General features: G+C 63.8%; 15 protein-coding genes. 5 read left to right on the top strand and 10 right to left on the bottom strand.

The window, feature by feature from the left end:
* Positions 1 to 150 precede the first annotated feature (150 nt).
* On the top strand, positions 151 to 855 hold the full coding sequence (locus ACVWY1_RS25960; RefSeq protein WP_277502569.1) for a lipoate--protein ligase family protein: 705 nt from the start codon (positions 151 to 153) through the stop codon (positions 853 to 855).
* Here the strand turns inward: ACVWY1_RS25960 and crp are convergent.
* Positions 852 to 1,496 carry a cAMP-activated global transcriptional regulator CRP gene (crp, locus tag ACVWY1_RS25955; protein WP_031314625.1) on the bottom strand — a complete coding sequence of 215 codons (645 nt, stop codon included), beginning with the start codon at positions 1,494 to 1,496 and terminating at the stop codon, positions 852 to 854. The genes ACVWY1_RS25960 and crp overlap by 4 nt on opposite strands.
* Before the next feature lie 190 nt (positions 1,497 to 1,686).
* On the opposite strand from crp, the gene ACVWY1_RS25950 reads away from it, so the two are divergent.
* Positions 1,687 to 2,109, top strand: coding sequence for an OsmC family protein (locus ACVWY1_RS25950; protein WP_023532673.1), 423 nt, complete (start codon positions 1,687 to 1,689; stop codon positions 2,107 to 2,109).
* Positions 2,110 to 2,129: 20 nt separating this feature from the next.
* Here ACVWY1_RS25950 and ACVWY1_RS25945 read toward each other — a convergent pair whose 3' ends face one another.
* The 7 genes from ACVWY1_RS25945 to hemJ all read right to left on the bottom strand — a co-directional run bounded on the left by ACVWY1_RS25945 (position 2,130) and on the right by hemJ (position 6,970).
* Positions 2,130 to 2,582, bottom strand: coding sequence for a hypothetical protein (locus ACVWY1_RS25945; RefSeq protein WP_277502570.1), 453 nt, complete (start codon positions 2,580 to 2,582; stop codon positions 2,130 to 2,132).
* Positions 2,558 to 3,595: a DUF2157 domain-containing protein gene (locus ACVWY1_RS25940; protein WP_111532031.1), complete on the bottom strand. Its 1,038-nt coding sequence runs from the start codon at positions 3,593 to 3,595 to the stop codon at positions 2,558 to 2,560. Before ACVWY1_RS25940 ends, ACVWY1_RS25945 begins: the two co-directional genes overlap by 25 nt.
* A gap of 11 nt (positions 3,596 to 3,606) precedes the next feature.
* Complete coding sequence (coq7, locus tag ACVWY1_RS25935; protein WP_023629307.1) at positions 3,607 to 4,254, bottom strand: 2-polyprenyl-3-methyl-6-methoxy-1,4-benzoquinone monooxygenase; 648 nt, start codon at positions 4,252 to 4,254, stop codon at positions 3,607 to 3,609.
* A 66-nt stretch (positions 4,255 to 4,320) separates the two neighbouring features.
* A complete protein-coding gene (locus ACVWY1_RS25930) occupies positions 4,321 to 4,659 on the bottom strand; it encodes a histidine triad nucleotide-binding protein (protein ID WP_011531867.1) in 339 nt (112 codons plus the stop codon).
* A 64-nt stretch (positions 4,660 to 4,723) separates the two neighbouring features.
* The gene (locus tag ACVWY1_RS25925) at positions 4,724 to 5,506 is read right to left on the bottom strand and encodes an SDR family NAD(P)-dependent oxidoreductase (protein WP_110697510.1); all 783 of its coding nucleotides are present in this window, start codon (positions 5,504 to 5,506) and stop codon (positions 4,724 to 4,726) included.
* 51 nt (positions 5,507 to 5,557) lie between these two features.
* Positions 5,558 to 6,514, bottom strand: a complete 957-nt coding sequence (locus ACVWY1_RS25920; protein WP_110697512.1) for an NAD(P)H-dependent flavin oxidoreductase — start codon at positions 6,512 to 6,514, stop codon at positions 5,558 to 5,560.
* A 30-nt stretch (positions 6,515 to 6,544) separates the two neighbouring features.
* Positions 6,545 to 6,970: a protoporphyrinogen oxidase HemJ gene (gene hemJ / locus ACVWY1_RS25915; protein ID WP_110697514.1), complete on the bottom strand. Its 426-nt coding sequence runs from the start codon at positions 6,968 to 6,970 to the stop codon at positions 6,545 to 6,547.
* A gap of 140 nt (positions 6,971 to 7,110) precedes the next feature.
* On the opposite strand from hemJ, the gene argC reads away from it, so the two are divergent.
* Both argC and erpA read left to right on the top strand, forming a co-directional pair.
* Complete coding sequence (gene argC / locus ACVWY1_RS25910; RefSeq protein ID WP_023629311.1) at positions 7,111 to 8,145, top strand: N-acetyl-gamma-glutamyl-phosphate reductase; 1,035 nt, start codon at positions 7,111 to 7,113, stop codon at positions 8,143 to 8,145.
* A 145-nt stretch (positions 8,146 to 8,290) separates the two neighbouring features.
* Positions 8,291 to 8,641 (top strand): iron-sulfur cluster insertion protein ErpA, encoded by a 351-nt coding sequence (gene erpA, locus ACVWY1_RS25905; protein ID WP_023629312.1) that lies wholly within the window; start codon positions 8,291 to 8,293, stop codon positions 8,639 to 8,641.
* A 46-nt stretch (positions 8,642 to 8,687) separates the two neighbouring features.
* Here the strand turns inward: erpA and ACVWY1_RS25900 are convergent, their stop codons facing one another.
* Positions 8,688 to 9,779: an anhydro-N-acetylmuramic acid kinase gene (locus tag ACVWY1_RS25900; RefSeq protein ID WP_110697518.1), complete on the bottom strand. Its 1,092-nt coding sequence runs from the start codon at positions 9,777 to 9,779 to the stop codon at positions 8,688 to 8,690.
* A gap of 4 nt (positions 9,780 to 9,783) precedes the next feature.
* The gene (locus ACVWY1_RS25895; RefSeq protein ID WP_277502573.1) at positions 9,784 to 11,199 is read right to left on the bottom strand and encodes a peptidoglycan DD-metalloendopeptidase family protein; all 1,416 of its coding nucleotides are present in this window, start codon (positions 11,197 to 11,199) and stop codon (positions 9,784 to 9,786) included.
* A gap of 213 nt (positions 11,200 to 11,412) precedes the next feature.
* On the opposite strand from ACVWY1_RS25895, the gene tyrS reads away from it, so the two are divergent.
* Positions 11,413 to 12,612, top strand: coding sequence for a tyrosine--tRNA ligase (tyrS, locus tag ACVWY1_RS25890; protein WP_110697522.1), 1,200 nt, complete (start codon positions 11,413 to 11,415; stop codon positions 12,610 to 12,612).
* Positions 12,613 to 12,857: the final 245 nt, after the last annotated feature.

Here is a 12,857-nt window from a genome sequence, read left to right as displayed (position 1 = left end):
ACCCACCCTAACGGGGGTTTTTTGGCGTTATTTTTAAAACCTTCCCGGCCCTCTGGGGGGGGCACCCCCCCCCCCCGTTTGCCGTTTTTGGGGGTGGGAGCGGGCTTGCCCCGCGATGAGGCCGGTGAATCCAACACGCAAGGTGGCTCGATGAGCGATCAACCTCTAGCCCTCACCGTTGAACAAGGCCTGCATGCCGAGCAGGACCTGCTGGCCGCCGTCTGCCGCGGCGAGCGCGAATCCGGCGTGCTGTTCTGGCGCCCGACCGACCATGCCCTGGTCATGCCCCGACGCATGAGCCGCCTGGACAACTTCGAGGCCGCCTGTGCGGAACTTGCGATTGCCGGTTGGCCGGTGCTGCTGCGCGAAACCGGCGGCGAGCCTGTGCCGCAATCCCATGCAACGGTGAACGTGGCACTGGTCTATGTCGCGCCGCGCAGCGAAGGCGACCATGGTCGCATCGAGAACGCCTACGAGCGTCTGTGCCTGCCGCTGTGCGATGTCCTGCGCGAATGGGGCGGAGTCGCCTCGGTGGGCGAGATCGACGGCGCCTTCTGTGATGGCCGCTACAACGTCAATCTCAATGGCCGCAAGCTGGTCGGCACGGCCCAGCGCTGGCGCCAGGGGCTGGGCGGCAAGCGCCCGGTGGTGCTTGTGCATGGTGCGTTGCTGCTGGACAACGAACGCGAATCGATGGTGGCGGCGGTCAACCGCTTCAACGAGTGCTGTGACCTGGAGCAGCGCTGCCGGGCGGACAGCCATATCGCCCTGCACGAAGTGGCGCCCGCCGCGCCGTGGTTCGAGCGTCTGAACCAGGCTTATGCGCAGGTGCTCACCGCGCTACCGATGGACTAGCGGGTGCCGTAGACCACCATGGTCTTGCCCTTGACCTGCACCAGGCTGCGCTCCTCGAGGTCCTTGAGGACGCGGCCGACCATCTCCCGTGAACAACCGACGATACGACCGATCTCCTGGCGGGTGATCTTGATCTGCATGCCATCGGGGTGGGTCATGGCATCAGGCTGCTTGCACAGGTCGAGCAGGCAGCGGGCGACGCGGCCGGTGACGTCGAAGAACGCCAGGTCGCCGACCTTGCGCGTGGTGTTGCGCAGGCGCTGGGCCATCTGGCTACCCAGGGCGTAGAGGATGTCCGGCTCCAGACGCGCCAGCTCCCGGAACTTGTCGTAACCGATCTCGGCCACTTCGCACTCGGTCTTGGCACGGACCCAGGCGCTGCGCTGATGCTCCTGGCCGGCTGGCTCGAACAGCCCCAGCTCGCCGAAGAAGTCACCGCTGTTGAGGTAGGCGATGATCATCTCGTGGCCGTCGTCGTCCTCGATCAGGATGGTCACCGAACCCTTGATGATGAACGACAAGGTCTCGGCCCGGTCACCGGCGCAGATGATGTTGCTCTTGGCGGCGTAGCGGCGGCGTTGGCAGTGGGCCAGCAGCTTGTCGATGTTCTTGATCTTGGGTGGCAGGGCTGAGGAGACCATCACGAAATCCTGTTCGATGCGACGCATTGGCTTTTTATAGAGGCTGCCTGGCAGCACGCGCCAGTCATTTGGCGCCAGCTTATCAGACACTTCAACTTGAATCGGCACAAAAGCGACGCGGCTTGAGCTTTTCCGACAGCCTCGCAAGGTCTAAGCTGACACCCTTTTACGAGATCGGGAGTCCGGATAGATGAAGGCACGCATCCAGTGGGCCGGTGAAGCGATGTTCCTTGGCGAGTCGGGGAGTGGCCACGTCGTGGTCATGGACGGCCCGCCCGAAGCCGGAGGCCGCAACCTGGGCGTGCGCCCGATGGAAATGCTCCTGCTTGGCCTGGGTGGCTGCAGCAGCTTCGACGTGGTCAGCATCCTCAAGAAATCCCGCCAGGCCGTGGAAAGCTGCGAAGCCTTCCTTGAAGCCGAGCGTGCTGGTGAGGACCCCAAGGTGTTCACCAAGATCCACATGAACTTCGTGGTCAAAGGGCGAGGGCTGAAAGAGGCGCAGGTCAAGCGCGCAGTGGAACTGTCGGCCGAGAAGTACTGCTCGGCCTCGATCATGCTCGAGCGTGCTGGTGTGGAGATCACCCACGGTTACGAAATCGTCGAGCTCGGTTGATCGACCATGGCGCCTGACCGTCAGGCGCTTTGCTGGCGCAGGCGTTCGGCGCCCAGCAGCAACATCACCCCGGGGATCAGCGCGAGTAACAGCCACGGCGTATTCACGCCGAGCAACATGAGGATTTCAAGGTTGCTCCAGGTGGTGCCGAAGTGCTCGGCAAACAGCGCGCACTGCAGCCACGCCGTGATGATGCCGGCCAGTACGAACATGCCGACCAGCAACCGGCGGCTGACAACAAAGCCACCGAGCAGCAGGAACAGCAATTGCCCGGGTAATGTACCCAGCAACAGTTCGACGGTGCTGTTGCTGTCGGGGTCGGTGAGCGTTGGCAGCTCCAGGCTGAAAGGATCTTGCCCGACGCTGGCGAGCATCAGGCAGACGAACAGGTAGGCGACCAGGGCCAGCGCCAGGCTCTGCAGCAATCGGGTCATCGCCAGGCGCATGATCAACGACGCAGCGCTGGCAGCCACTGCAACAGGCCGGCGGGCAATCTTGCTCGAAGCTGCTCGCTCATTGCCTCGCGGCGTTTCTGGTAGAGCACGCCCAGGGCGATCACACCCAGGCCGATCAAGCTGAGTACCACCGGGAACAACAGCGAATCGGCGAACACCTCGTGGGAAAGATGCCCGAGGTAGACCGCCACGCCCATCGCGCCAAAGACCATGAATACCGGCCGGCGCAGCAACACCGCCAGGCCCATCAGTCCCAGGTTGATCAGGCAATAGAGGAATTTGCCCCATTCACTGGCGCTGTTCATCAGCGTCAACCCACCCCAGAATGCCGCCAGCCCGGCGAGATAACCCCAGAAGGCATAGTCGCGCTTGGTGCGCCCGTCGACCACGAGGAACACCAGCAGCAGGCCAAGGCCGAACCACAGCGATACCGTGCGCCGTTGCTCCCAGGTGAATACCTCGCCGTGGAACCATTCGCTGAGGTCCATGGACATGAACCACAGCGCCACGGCAATCGGCATGACGATGAACGGGAAGGGAATCAGGCGCAGCATCAGCAGGCCGGCGAGTACCGTTGCCACCTCCATCACCACCCAGCCACCCTGTACATGGGTGAAGTACCAGTCGTAGCCACCTCTGATGTCGTTCAGCGGCCACCAGCCGACCAACCGCTCGATGGCGAATACCGCCAGCGGCACGATGCTCACGGCCACAGCGGCCAGCACGCCGGCGGCAATGGGTTGGGCGCGACGCTGCAGGGAGAGGGCGAACAGGGTGATGCCGACGATATACAGCAAGGCGAAAGCCAGCAGCGCGCTATCGCCGATGCGCATCCAGGCCTCCGTGAGCATCCAGCCCATGGCGCCCATGATCAGCAGCGCGCCCAGGTAGAAAGCGACGTGGGCCAGCTGGAAGCTGGCACGGCTGGGCGGTTGCTGGCGCAGGAACGCCAGCAGGGCCTGGTCTTGGCCGGGCTGCAGGATGCCGGCAGTCACGGCGTGAGCCAGGTCCCTGGCGTCGAAGCGGTCCATGCGGGGAAACCTCAGATACGGTAGGTGCTCTTGGTCATGACCTTGGCCAGCAGGCTCATGCCAAAGCGCACGGGCGCCGGGAAGCGGTAGCCGCCGGCTTCCAGCGCGGACTCGGCATGGTGTTCCTCGTCGACGCGCATCTGCTCGAGGATGGCGCGGGACTTGCCGTCGTTCTCGGGGATCTGCTCAAGGTGTTCATCCAGGTGCTTGCACACCTGATGCTCGGTGGCGGCGACGAAGCCCAGGCTGACCTTGTCGCTGACCAGCCCGGCGAGGGCGCCGATGCCGAACGACAGGCCGTAGAACACCGGATTGAGCACGCTGGGGTGGCTGTTGAGCTGGCGAATACGCTGCTCGCACCAGGCCAGGTGGTCGATTTCTTCTTCGGCCGCATGCTCCATGGCCTTGCGCACCTGGGGCAGCTTGGCGGTCAGGGCTTGGCCCTGGTACAGCGCCTGGGCGCAGACTTCGCCGGTGTGGTTGATGCGCATCAGGCCGGCGATATGGCGGGACTGCTGCTCATCGAGCTCGGCGTCCGGCTGGACGATGGCCGGCGAGGGGCGGGCGGGTTGGCCGCTGAAGGGCAGCAAGGTGCGCATGGCGGTATCGGCCTGCAGCAACAAGCGGTCGAGCGGCGAGTAGTGACGTTCGGTAGCCATCGGGCACCTCCGCTGAAGTGATGCCCGACAGTCTACCTCAATACCCTTGGGCGGGCTTGCCTTGGATCAGCCCGGCGGCCAGTGCATCTGGCGCTGGCCAAGCACGTGCATGTGGATGTGGTAGACGGTCTGGCCGCCTTTCGGGTTGCAGTTCATGACGACGCGGAAGCCTTCCTCGCAGCCCTGCTCGACGGCCAGACGCTGGGCGGTGAACAGAATATGGCCGGCCAGGGCCTTGTCCTCTTCGGTCAGGTCGTTGAGGGTGCGGATGTGTTTTTTCGGAATGACCAGAAAATGCACAGGCGCCGCTGGGGCAATGTCCTTGAAGGCCAGGATCTGGTCATCTTCATAGATGATATCCGCCGGGATTTCCCGGTTGATGATTTTGAGGAATAGATCGTCCACAGCACGTGCTCCATGGTGATTGTCGGGGCTGAGTGTACTGAGCCCGACGCTGCTCGCCCAGTGGCTATTCCATGCCGACCGGGCAGTAGCGCCGATGGATAACGCCGGCCAGCTTGCGCGCCAGCCAGCGCGGTAGCAGGCGTGGGGCGAAGGCCAGCCAGCGGTTGCGCCTGCCGGGCAGGATCAGGGCGCGGTTCTTGTCCAGGGCGCGCACTGTATACAGGGCGATTTCTTCGGGACTCAGGCAGCGGGTGTTGCCTTCCAGCCGGGGAATGCGACGTCTGGCGGAGCGCACCGGTCCGGGGCACAGCACCGATACCTTGATTCCGGTGCGTTTCAGCTCTTCGCGCAACGCCTCGGAAAAACTCAGCACATAGGCCTTGCTGGCCGCATAGGCGGCCATCCACGGCCCGGGGGCGACGCCGGCAAGTCCCGCGACATTGAGGATCTGCCCGCCACCTTGGATCGCCATCAGGTTGCCGATGGCATGGCACAGGCGACTGAGCGCGAGGATGTTGACCTCGAGCAGGTCCTGCTCATCGGCCCATTCATGCGCCAGGAATGGCCCGTAGGTGCGCTGCCCCGCGCAGTTGACCAGAAGGTCGATACGCCGCTCGCCTTCCTCCAGCTCAAGCACGAAGCCCGACAGGCGCAAGGGTTGGCTGAGGTCGCAGGCACGGAACAGCACTTCCACGCCAAAGCGTTGGGTGAGTTCGATGGCCACCGGCTCCAGCGTTTCGCGCTGGCGTGCCACCAGGATCAGGTTGCGCCCGCGCCGTGCCAGAGCCTCCGCCAGGGCCAGGCCCAGGCCGCTGGAAGCACCAGTGATCATGGCGTAACGGGTCATGCAAGGCTCCTGGGGCGAAAGGGGCGCCTAGTGTACAGCGTGGCCGTTTTGCTACAAGGCGTTGCTGCGCAGCTGCTGGCTGCGTTCGAGGGCCGCTTGGTATTCGTCCTGCAAGCGCCCGATCAGGTCACCGGCAGTGGGCAGGTCATGGATTTCGCCGACACCCTGGCCGGCCGACCATACGGTCTTCCAGGCCTTGGCTTCCTCGTCCAGCGGCTTGAGCTTACCGGCCTCGTGGTTGCTCTTGAGCGCGGCCAGGTCGTACCCGGCCTGCTCGAGGCTCTGGCGCAGGAAGCTGGCGGGGATGCCGGACACTGCCGGGGTATGCACGATATCGGCCGCACCTGCGCCCAGGATCATCTGTTTGTAGGCGTCCTGGGCCTGGCTCTCGCGGGTGGCGATGAAGCGTGTGCCCATGTAGCCGAGGTCCACCCCCAGCAATTGCGCGGCCAGCAGTTCGTGGCCATGGTTGAGGCAGCCCGCCAGCAGCAGGGTCTTGTCGAAGAACTGGCGGATCTCCGCAACCAGGGCGAACGGACTCCAGGTGCCGGCATGGCCCCCGGCCCCGGCCGCCACCGCGATAAGGCCGTCGACACCTGCCTCTGCGGCCTTTTCGGCGTGGCGACGGGTCGTCACGTCATGGAACACCAGGCCGCCATAGCCGTGCACCGCATCGACCACCTCCTTCACCGCGCCGAGGCTGGTGATGACGATGGGGACCCGATGTTCGACGCACAGTGCAAGGTCGGCCTGCAGACGCGGGTTGCTCGGGTGCACGATGAGATTTACCGCATAGGGAGCAGGTGCCTGCAGTTCGTCCAGCCCTGCTTCGATCTCCTCCAGCCAGGCCTTGAACCCTGCACTGTCACGCTGGTTCAGCGCCGGGAAGCTGCCCACCACGCCATTGGCGCAGCAGGCCAGCACAAGCCGGGGGTTGGAAATCAGGAACATCGGCGCCGCAACCAGAGGCAAGCGCAGGTGTTTTGCGAGCGAGGCGGGCAGGGACATGGCGAAACTCCTGTAGGCGGGTGGATATCGTCAGAACGGTTTGACCACCACGAGAATTACGACGCCCAGCAGCATCAGCACCGGTGCTTCGTTGAACCAGCGGTAGTACACGTGGCTGCGGGTGTTGGTGCCGGCGGCGAAGCGTTTGCGCTGGGCGCCGCACATGTGATGGTAGACGGTGAGCAGCGCGACCAGGGTGAGCTTGGCGTGCAGCCAGCCCTGGCTCAGCCAGCCGGGGTTCAGGTACAGCATCCAGCCGCCGAACACATAGGTGGCGATCATCGCCGGGTTCATGATGCCCCGGTACAGCTTGCGCTCCATGGTGACGAATCGATCGAGGCTGATGCTGTCCTGGCTCTGGGCGTGATAGACGAACAGCCGTGGCAGGTAGAACAGGCCGGCGAACCAGCAGACCACGCTGACGATATGCAGCGCCTTGATCCATAGATAGAGCATGGGGAGTTCCTTCAGGTTTTCACGGTCGTCAGATAGTAGAGGCCAAGGGGCCGAAGGGTCATCCCAAGAGTTGTTACAGGCGCCTTGGCCCCCTATTATCGTGCGCTTTCCAGTGGTCTCGTTGATAAGGGGCAAGCGTCATGATCAAGGTCGGTATCGTCGGCGGCACGGGTTACACCGGTGTCGAACTGCTGCGTCTGCTGGCGCAGCATCCACAGGCCGAAGTGGCGGTCATCACTTCGCGCTCCGAGGCGGGCGTGGCGGTTGCCGACATGTATCCGAACCTGCGCGGCCACTACGACGGCCTGGCGTTCAGCGTTCCGGACAGCAAGACCCTGGCGGCCTGCGATGTGGTGTTCTTCGCCACGCCCCATGGTGTCGCCCACGCCTTGGCCGGCGAGCTGCTGGCCGCCGGGACCAAGGTCATCGACCTGTCCGCCGACTTCCGCCTGCAGGACGCTGTCGAGTGGGGCAAGTGGTACGGCCAGCCTCACGGCGCCCCAGAGTTGCTCAAGGACGCGGTCTACGGTTTACCTGAGGTGAATCGCGAGAAGATCCGCCAGGCGCAGCTGATCGCAGTGCCGGGTTGCTATCCGACCGCCACCCAGCTCGGCTTCCTGCCCCTTCTGGAGGCTGGCCTGGCCGATCCGTCGCGCCTGATCGCCGACTGCAAGTCGGGCGTCAGCGGCGCCGGGCGTGGTGCCGCTGTGGGCTCGCTGTTCTGCGAGGCTGGTGAAAGCATGAAGGCCTATGCGGTCAAGGGCCACCGTCATCTGCCGGAGATCAGCCAGGGCCTGCGCCAGGCAGCCGGCAAGGACATCGGCCTGACCTTTGTGCCGCACCTGACGCCGATGATCCGCGGCATCCATGCCACGCTCTATGCGACGGTCGCCGACACGTCTGTCGACCTGCAGGCGCTGTTCGAGAAGCGCTATGCCAATGAACCGTTCGTCGACGTGATGCCCGCCGGCAGCCACCCGGAAACCCGCAGCGTGCGCGGTGCCAACGTCTGCCGCATCGCCGTGCACCGGCCGCAGGGCGGTGACCTGGTGGTGGTGCTGTCGGTGATCGACAACCTGGTCAAGGGCGCGTCGGGCCAGGCGGTGCAGAACCTCAACATCCTGTTCGGCCTGGATGAGCGCATGGGCCTGTCCCACGCGGGCCTGCTGCCGTAAGCCAGCGTACGTCGCCAAGGCCCGCCGCGTGCGGGCCTTTTTCGTGGGGCCGACTAAAGCCGCACAATTCTTGACCGATTTTCTCGGACAAGCGGATAATACGCCCCATCGAGTTTTATGGCGGCACTGCGCCGGGAGAATCAACATGAGCGTCGAATCCTTCACCCCCACGGCTTTGGAGTTCACCCCCGGGGCTGCGCACAAGGTGAAGACCTTGGTCAGCGAAGAGGGCAACGACCGGCTGAAGCTGCGTGTGTTCGTGACCGGCGGCGGTTGCTCGGGCTTCCAGTACGGCTTCACCTTCGATGAGGACGTGGCCGATGACGACACCATCGTCGAGCGCGAAGGCGTTGCACTGGTCGTCGACCCGATGAGCTACCAGTACCTGGCCGGCGCCGAGGTGGATTACCAGGAGGGGCTGGAAGGCTCGCGCTTCGTGATCAAGAACCCGAACGCCACCACCACCTGCGGTTGCGGTTCGTCGTTCTCGATCTGATCAGGTTGGGCAAAAAAACGCCGCGCATTTGCGCGGCGTTTTACATTCAGGCGGGGTAGATCGCGCCGAGGATACGCAGGCCTCTGGCGGCGGTCACACTGGGCCGATTGGCGGGAATGCCTTCCAGGCAGCAATGGGCCAGCCACGCGAAGGCCATGGCCTCCACCCAGTCGGGGTCCACACCATGCGCGGCGGTGCTGGCAACCTTCGCCCCAGGCAGCAGGGCGGCCAGGCGAGCCATGAGGACGCCGTTGCGGGCGCCACCACCGCAGACCAGCAGGGCTTCAGTCCCCGACTGAGCCTGGCGTAGCGAGTCGATGATGGTGTGGGCTGTCAGCTCCAGCAGCGTGGCTTGGACGTCTTCGTCGCGATAAGCGGGTAGCCGGGCCAGGTGGGCATCCAGCCACGGCAGGTTGAACACCTCGCGTCCGGTGCTCTTCGGGCCGCTGCCGGCGAAGAATGGATCGCTCAGTAGCGCGTTCAACAGGCCGTGCTGCACGCAGCCGCTGGCCGCCCAGGCGCCATTGGCATCAAAGGCCTGGCCTTGCTTGCGCTCGATCCAGGCATCCAGCAACACATTGCCCGGCCCGCAGTCGAAGCCATGTACCGGTTGCTCCCGCTCGATCAGGCTGAGGTTGCTGAAACCGCCTACGTTGAGGATCGCCAGGCACTGGCCGAGATGCCCGAACAAGGCCTCGTGAAATGCCGGTACCAGGGGAGCGCCCTGGCCGCCTGCCGCCACGTCGCGGCGGCGGAAGTCGCCCACCACGCAGATGCCGGTGAGTTCGGCCAGCAGGGCGGGGTTGCCGATCTGCACGGTGAAGCCGCGGGCCGGCTCATGGCGAACAGTCTGGCCGTGGCTGCCGATGGCGCGAATGGCCTCGGGGCCCAGGCCTTGGGCGTCCAGCAGGTGGTTGATGCCCTGGGCGGCCAGTGTGGCCCAGCGGTTCTCCGCAAGGGCGGCACGGGCGATCTCGTCGGGGCCGCTGGCGCAGAGGCCGAGCAGGTCCTGGCGCAGGTCGATGGGCATGGGGATGTAGTGGGTGGCGAGCAGCCGCAGCTGCTCGTCTTGCTCGATCAGGGCGATGTCCAGCCCATCGAGGCTGGTGCCGGACATCACCCCCAGGTAGAGCGCCATGGGCTCAGCGCTTGTTGGCTGCGAGCAGAGTGGCCTTTTCCTGATCCATGCGGGCAATCAGGGGCTGGCTCTGCTGGTTGAAGCGCTGGCGCTCGGCCTTGGCGATCGGGTCGGCCATTGGCACTTTCTGGCTCAGTGGGTCGACGTGCACGCCATTGACTTGGAACTCGTAGTGCAGATGCGGGCCGGTCGACAGGCCGGTGGTGCCGATGTAGCCGATGATCTGCCCCTGCTTGACGCTGGAGCCGGTCTTGATGCCCTTGGCGAAGCCCTGCATGTGGCCATAGAGCGTCTTGTACGAGTTGCCGTGGGCGATGATCACGGTGTTGCCGTAGCCGCCACGGCGCCCGGCGAGCTCGATGCGACCGTCGCCTGCAGCCTTGATCGGCGTACCGCGTGGCGCGGCGTAGTCCACGCCCTTGTGCGCGCGGATCTTGTTGAGGATCGGGTGCTTGCGGCCGGCGGAGAACCGCGAGCTGATGCGGGCGAAATCCACCGGGGTGCGGATGAACGCCTTGCGCAGGCTGTTGCCGTCGGCGGTGTAGTAGTTGGTGTTGCCCTGCTTGTTGGTGTAGCGCACGGCGGTGTAGGTCTTGCCGCGGTTGGTGAAGCGGGCGGAGAGGATGTTGCCGGTGCCGACCACTTTGCCGTCCATCATCTTCTGCTCATAGACCACGTCGAATTCGTCGCCCGGGCGGATGTCCTGAGCGAAATCAATGTCGTAGCCGAGGATGCGCGCCATGTCCATGGTCATGCTGTGGGACAGGCCGGCGCGCTGGGCGGAGGCGGACAGCGAGCTCTTGATCACGCCGTGGGCGTAGGCGGTGCGCACCACCGGCTTGCTGACTTCACGCTCGAAGGCGAAGCCCTTGTCGGTGCGGTTCAGGCGGATGGTCTCGAGGTTGCTGACCTTGCTGTGCAGGCTTGCCAGCTGGCCGTCCTTGTCCAGCTCGAATTGCAGCACCTGGCCATGCTTGAGCTGGCTGAACTGCTTGGCCTGCTTGTTGCTGGCCAGTACATCGTGGACGACGTTGGCGGGCAGGCCGACCTTGTTGAACAAGGTCGAGAGCGTATCGCCGCGGCTGACGACCACTTCGCGGTGGCCAGGGGCCTTGTCCTCTTGTTTGGCTGCAGGGGCAGGCGCGGGTTCTGCCTTGGCGGTTTCGGGCGCCGCGCCTTCGATCTGGGCGAAGGGCGAGTCACTGTTTTGTTCGGCCTGGACCAGCGGGGCGCCGCTGGCCTCGTCCTTGAGCTGTTCGGCCGGGCTTTCCAGCTCCAGGCTGAGGGTGGTTTTCTTGGCTTCCACTTCGCTGGAGGGGAACACCAGCAAAGCCAGACTGAGAAGGGCGGCGATGCCGCTGGCGGCCAACAGATGGCTTTTCGGATAAAGCGGGGGCGCTTTAGGCGTTTCGTTGGTCATAGGTAAGGTGACTTTGAAAAAGGTGAAATGGAAAAGATGAATGACATGATGAAGATGAAATAACTGTATAAAATATAACCAAATCCATTCTCACGCAAGGGCGCGTAGACGTTGCGGTGCGCCGTTCGGGTCACAATCCGTTGCGAAACTTGTATTTGATGGCCGATCTTGTATGGTTGGCTCCCCTTGAATCCTAGCGTTGCGGGTCTGTCTATGAAGTCGGTTGAAGAGCAGCTGGCGCTTATCAAGCGCGGTGCGGAAGAGGTATTGGTCGAGTCGGAACTGGTGGAGAAGCTCAAGCGCGGCCAGCCGCTGCGCATCAAGGCGGGCTTCGACCCAACCGCGCCCGACCTGCACCTGGGGCACACGGTGCTGATCAACAAGCTGCGTCAGTTCCAGGAGTTGGGCCACCAGGTCATCTTCCTGATCGGCGACTTCACCGGCATGATCGGCGACCCGAGCGGCAAGAGCGCTACTCGCCCGCCGCTGACCCGCGAGCAGGTGCTCGACAACGCCGAGACCTACAAGCAGCAGGTCTTCAAGATTCTCGACCCGGCGAAGACCGAGGTGGCGTTCAACTCCACCTGGATGGACACGCTCACGCCTGCCGACTTTATTCGCCTGGCCTCGCAGTACACCGTGGCGCGCATGCTCGAACGCGATGACTTCGACAAGCGCTACACCACCAACCAGCCAATCGCGATTCATGAGTTTCTCTATCCGCTGGTCCAGGGTTATGACTCCGTCGCCTTGAAGGCCGATGTCGAGCTGGGTGGTACCGACCAGAAGTTCAACCTGCTGATGGGCCGCGAGCTGCAGCGCGCCTATGGCCAGGAGGCGCAGAACATCGTCACCATGCCGCTGCTTGAAGGGCTGGATGGCGTGAAGAAGATGTCCAAGTCGCTGGGCAATTATGTCGGCATCCAGGAAGCCCCTGGGGTGATGTACAGCAAGCTTGTGTCGATTCCCGATACCTTGATGTGGCGTTACTTCGAACTGCTGAGCTTCCGTTCGATGGAAGAGATCGATCAGTTCCGGGCGGATGTCGAGAACGGTGCTAACCCGCGTGACATCAAGATCAAGCTGGCCGAGGAAATCGTGGCGCGTTTCCATGGTGAAGAGGCCGCGGCCAATGCGCACCGTGCTGCGGGTAACCGCATGAAGGAAGGCGAGTTGCCAGAAGACCTGCCGGAGGTCGAAGTGGCCGCTGCTGAAAATCTGCCGATCGCCGCCGTGCTGAACCGGGCTGGCCTGGTGAAGAACTCGGCGCAGGCGCGGGATCTGCTCGGCGCCGGCGCGGTCAAGGTGGATGGTGAGGTGATCGACCGTGACTTCATGTTTGTGCTCGGCGCGACCCACGTGTGCCAGGCGGGCAAGAAGGCGTTTGCTCGGGTTACCCTCAAGGCTGAGTGATTGCCTGCAGGTGTAGTTATATAGAAGCGGGGAGGCCGGTAGGCCTCCCCGCTTTTGTTAGCGCTGCTTATATAGGTGCCAGGGTGGCAGGGCGTCGGCGAGCACCTGGCGCGATCTTTTTGATTTTTATGAAATTAACGGTTGACGGGGTTTCAGATCCCCTTATAATGCGCCCCACTTCCAGCGACATCGGAACGAAAAACTCCTTGAATATCAAAGAGTTGATTGTTTGGAAAGGTTCCGGA

This window comes from Pseudomonas sp. TE6288 (assembly GCF_054062095.1).
Note: the sequence above shows the minus strand (reverse complement) of the source record. Positions and strands in the feature narration are given on the sequence as shown.

Excerpts from the sequence above, each read along its gene's own strand:
- ACVWY1_RS25960 (WP_277502569.1), top strand. The coding sequence starts at position 151 with ATGAGCGATCAACCTCTAGCCCTCACCGTTGAACAAGGCCTGCATGCC.
- crp (WP_031314625.1), bottom strand. The coding sequence starts at position 1,496 with ATGGTCTCCTCAGCCCTGCCACCCAAGATCAAGAACATCGACAAGCTG.
- ACVWY1_RS25950 (WP_023532673.1), top strand. The coding sequence starts at position 1,687 with ATGAAGGCACGCATCCAGTGGGCCGGTGAAGCGATGTTCCTTGGCGAG.
- ACVWY1_RS25940 (WP_111532031.1), bottom strand. The coding sequence starts at position 3,595 with ATGGACCGCTTCGACGCCAGGGACCTGGCTCACGCCGTGACTGCCGGC.
- coq7 (WP_023629307.1), bottom strand. The coding sequence starts at position 4,254 with ATGGCTACCGAACGTCACTACTCGCCGCTCGACCGCTTGTTGCTGCAG.
- ACVWY1_RS25925 (WP_110697510.1), bottom strand. The coding sequence starts at position 5,506 with ATGACCCGTTACGCCATGATCACTGGTGCTTCCAGCGGCCTGGGCCTG.
- ACVWY1_RS25920 (WP_110697512.1), bottom strand. The coding sequence starts at position 6,514 with ATGTCCCTGCCCGCCTCGCTCGCAAAACACCTGCGCTTGCCTCTGGTT.
- hemJ (WP_110697514.1), bottom strand. The coding sequence starts at position 6,970 with ATGCTCTATCTATGGATCAAGGCGCTGCATATCGTCAGCGTGGTCTGC.
- argC (WP_023629311.1), top strand. The coding sequence starts at position 7,111 with ATGATCAAGGTCGGTATCGTCGGCGGCACGGGTTACACCGGTGTCGAA.
- erpA (WP_023629312.1), top strand. The coding sequence starts at position 8,291 with ATGAGCGTCGAATCCTTCACCCCCACGGCTTTGGAGTTCACCCCCGGG.
- ACVWY1_RS25900 (WP_110697518.1), bottom strand. The coding sequence starts at position 9,779 with ATGGCGCTCTACCTGGGGGTGATGTCCGGCACCAGCCTCGATGGGCTG.
- ACVWY1_RS25895 (WP_277502573.1), bottom strand. The coding sequence starts at position 11,199 with ATGACCAACGAAACGCCTAAAGCGCCCCCGCTTTATCCGAAAAGCCAT.
- tyrS (WP_110697522.1), top strand. The coding sequence starts at position 11,413 with ATGAAGTCGGTTGAAGAGCAGCTGGCGCTTATCAAGCGCGGTGCGGAA.